The sequence below is a fragment of the Bacillus sp. 05T31 genome, from assembly GCF_056396725.1.
The window spans coordinates 1-2871 of record NZ_JBFTMA010000586.1 but is presented as its reverse complement, the minus strand read 5'-3'; the positions used below and the strand labels follow the sequence as shown (position 1 = coordinate 2871).

Annotated in this window: 3 protein-coding genes; all 3 read right to left on the bottom strand. The window is 34.0% G+C overall.

Annotated elements, in window-relative coordinates; translation table 11 throughout:
• Window positions 1-247 (bottom strand): YhgE/Pip domain-containing protein (locus tag AC1DJR_RS24680; protein WP_477003730.1); only part of this gene is annotated, 247 nt, incomplete at its 3' end.
• Between the two features lie 305 nt (window positions 248-552).
• Window positions 553-1344 carry an endonuclease/exonuclease/phosphatase family protein gene (locus AC1DJR_RS24675; protein ID WP_477003729.1) on the bottom strand — a complete coding sequence of 264 codons (792 nt, stop codon included), beginning with the start codon at window positions 1342-1344 and terminating at the stop codon, window positions 553-555.
• A 4-nt stretch (window positions 1345-1348) separates the two neighbouring features.
• Window positions 1349-2871 (bottom strand): PTS transporter subunit IIBC (locus AC1DJR_RS24670; protein WP_477003728.1); only part of this gene is annotated, 1523 nt, incomplete at its 5' end.

The window sequence follows — 2871 nt, the reverse complement described above, 5'->3', positions numbered from 1 at the left end:
TCTTAAGTGAATCTACAATTTCTTCCCCGATGTTAATATCTTTCCCTCTTAAATTTGATCCAACATCTTGGTTAGAAACTGCAATTGGGATTCCTTTCGTATTTCCGTAAGGATCCCAAGAAGCTTTAATGTTAAACCATGCATATAACGATGGTAAAATCATTAACCCTAAAACAATAACAATTGCAGCCCAATGTTTGGCTACATTCCGTAAATCTGTCTTATAAATACGCCAAATTTGTTTCATAAAAGTTATCACCTAATTATATATTTTTCCTTCTTTAGAAAATGATACATACATTTTGTAATTATATCACTTTCTACATCGTGGATTAAACGAAAACATACTATTTTTCCCATTAAATATTTCACTTACTTCATTATATAACGAAGTAAAAAAAGTATGCATACAAAATGACCGAATTAGTTTTACATTCAATAATAACAAATATATAGGAAATGTCATAAAAAATACAAGTATTTTCTCTTGGGAATACTTGTATTTATCAAAAAACCCTCCCAGCTTTTCATTATCTGTGAGGGTTTCTTCTATTATATATCTAATTGTACTTCTACACCGAAATGGTCAGAAATTACATTTCGATTTGTTCCATTAAATATGACTTTTGAAGAAGTAACTGTTTTACTTTGATTACTTAATATTAGGTCGATTCGTAAGTTTTGTTTATTTTCATCCCAACCAGCAATCTCACCTTGGACAGTTGTTCCTTCATCCTTCTTTATCGCTAGTTCATATGTGTCATATAAACCTTTTTGCATCATATACTCATAGCCCTCTCCTTCCAAACGAGCATTGTTATTAAAATCACCCATTAAGAAGGAAAGTCCATTGCTATTTACACGCTCCATTAAACGATCAACTTGGTCTTTGAATGATTCTTCTTCATCATTCCACCAACCGAGATGGCAAGAATAAAACGTTATATTCTTATCATTATAAGCAATTGTTGCACTTACAATTTTGCGTGTTTTCCAATACRTTGTATCCTTATTTTYTGAGACAAAGAACGTATCTTCCTTTACAATGTTGTGCTTTGTTATAATTGCTAATCCTTCTTCGTACACATCATATCCAATATGAGAGAAATCCCAAATAATATTGTATTCTTTTACATTTAATGCTCTTAACTCTTCTAGCAGTAAAAGTCCAAAATTATCTTTTTTCTTGTTACCGCATACATTTTCAGCTTGTATAGACTGACTTACTTCTTGCAATGCGATCACATCATAATCTTCTTCTTGAATTGCTTTAGCAAGATACTTTATTTTTTCAATTTGATTCTCTTCTTGCCAAGAGTGACAATTTAAAGTTAGCAATTTCATATTATTACGCACCTAACATATCTTGAATGTCTGACTTTAATACGTCAGCTTTCGGGCCATATACTGCTTGTACACCTTTATCTTTAACGATAAGTCCTAAAGCACCATTTTGTTTCCATTGTGCTTCTGGTGCAACAACATCTAAATCTTTTACTGTTATACGTAAACGTGTCATACAAGCATCTACGTCAGCAATATTATCTTTTCCGCCCAATAAATCAATAACTTTTGTTGCTAATGAACCATCTTGTACATTTCCTGTTCCTTCTGTTGACTCATCTTCATTATCAATATAGTTACCTGCACGCCCTGGCGTTGGTAAATTGAATTTTTTAATTAAGAAGTTGAATAATGTAAAGTTAAGGCCGAAGAACACTAATGAAACAATGACAAAGTTGATTAAATCTCTCGTTAAACCTGCATTGATCATCATTGGTGTACGTGTAATTAACTCAATAAATCCAAATGCATGAACACGTAAATTAATTAAATCCGCTAATGCGAATGCAAGTCCTGTTGTAATCGCATACACAACATATAATACTGGTGCAATAAACATGAACATGAATTCAATTGGTTCTGTTACACCTGTTAAGAATACTGCTAATGCAGCTGATAAGAACATTGGTTTATATTTTGCACGTTTTTCTTTATCAACATTACGGAACATCGCAAACGCAATCCCCATTAACGCTGCMGTTGAGCCGATAACTTGTCCAGCTTTGAAACGAGCTGGTACAACGTTATTTAATAAATCGTTATATGCTTTCGTATCTCCATTTGCTAATAAGTTATTTAAATCTGTAATCCATGCAAGCCATAACGGATCTTGTCCCGCTACAATTTGTCCAACCTTTGAGCCAGTTAACATCGTATATGTTCCGCCTAGCTCTGTGTAGTTCATCGGAATCGTTAACATATGATGTAATCCAAATGGTAATAATAAACGTTCTAACGTTCCATATACAAACGGTGCAATAACTGGTGCACTATCTTTAGATGCTGCAATCCAGCGACCAAATTCATTTAATCCACTTTGGATAAATGGCCATACAAGTGATAATACAATCGCAGTGACTGTAGACCAAACAATTACAACGAATGGTACGAATCGTTTTCCATTAAAGAATGCTAATGCCTGTGGCAGTTTATTATAATTGTAGTATTTGTTATATAAAGTAGCTCCTAAGAAACCTGTGATAATCCCTACGAAAACTCCCATGTTTAATGCTGGTGCACCAAGTACAGAAGTAAAGTAATCTTTTACAAGTAAATCTCCTGCTAAAAATGAAGAAACTGTCGCTTTTGAATCCGTTAACATTTGAGCGTTTACGCCAAATATAGCTCCTGTAATTCTGTTTGTTAAGACGAATGCTAATAGTGCTGCAAATGCACCACCTGCTCGATCCTTCGCCCAAGATCCCCCAATTGCTACTGCGAATAAGATGTGTAGATTTGTAATAATTGCCCAACCGATGTCTTCCATTACTCGAGCAATGGTATGAACTGCGTTAACATCCCCAGCAG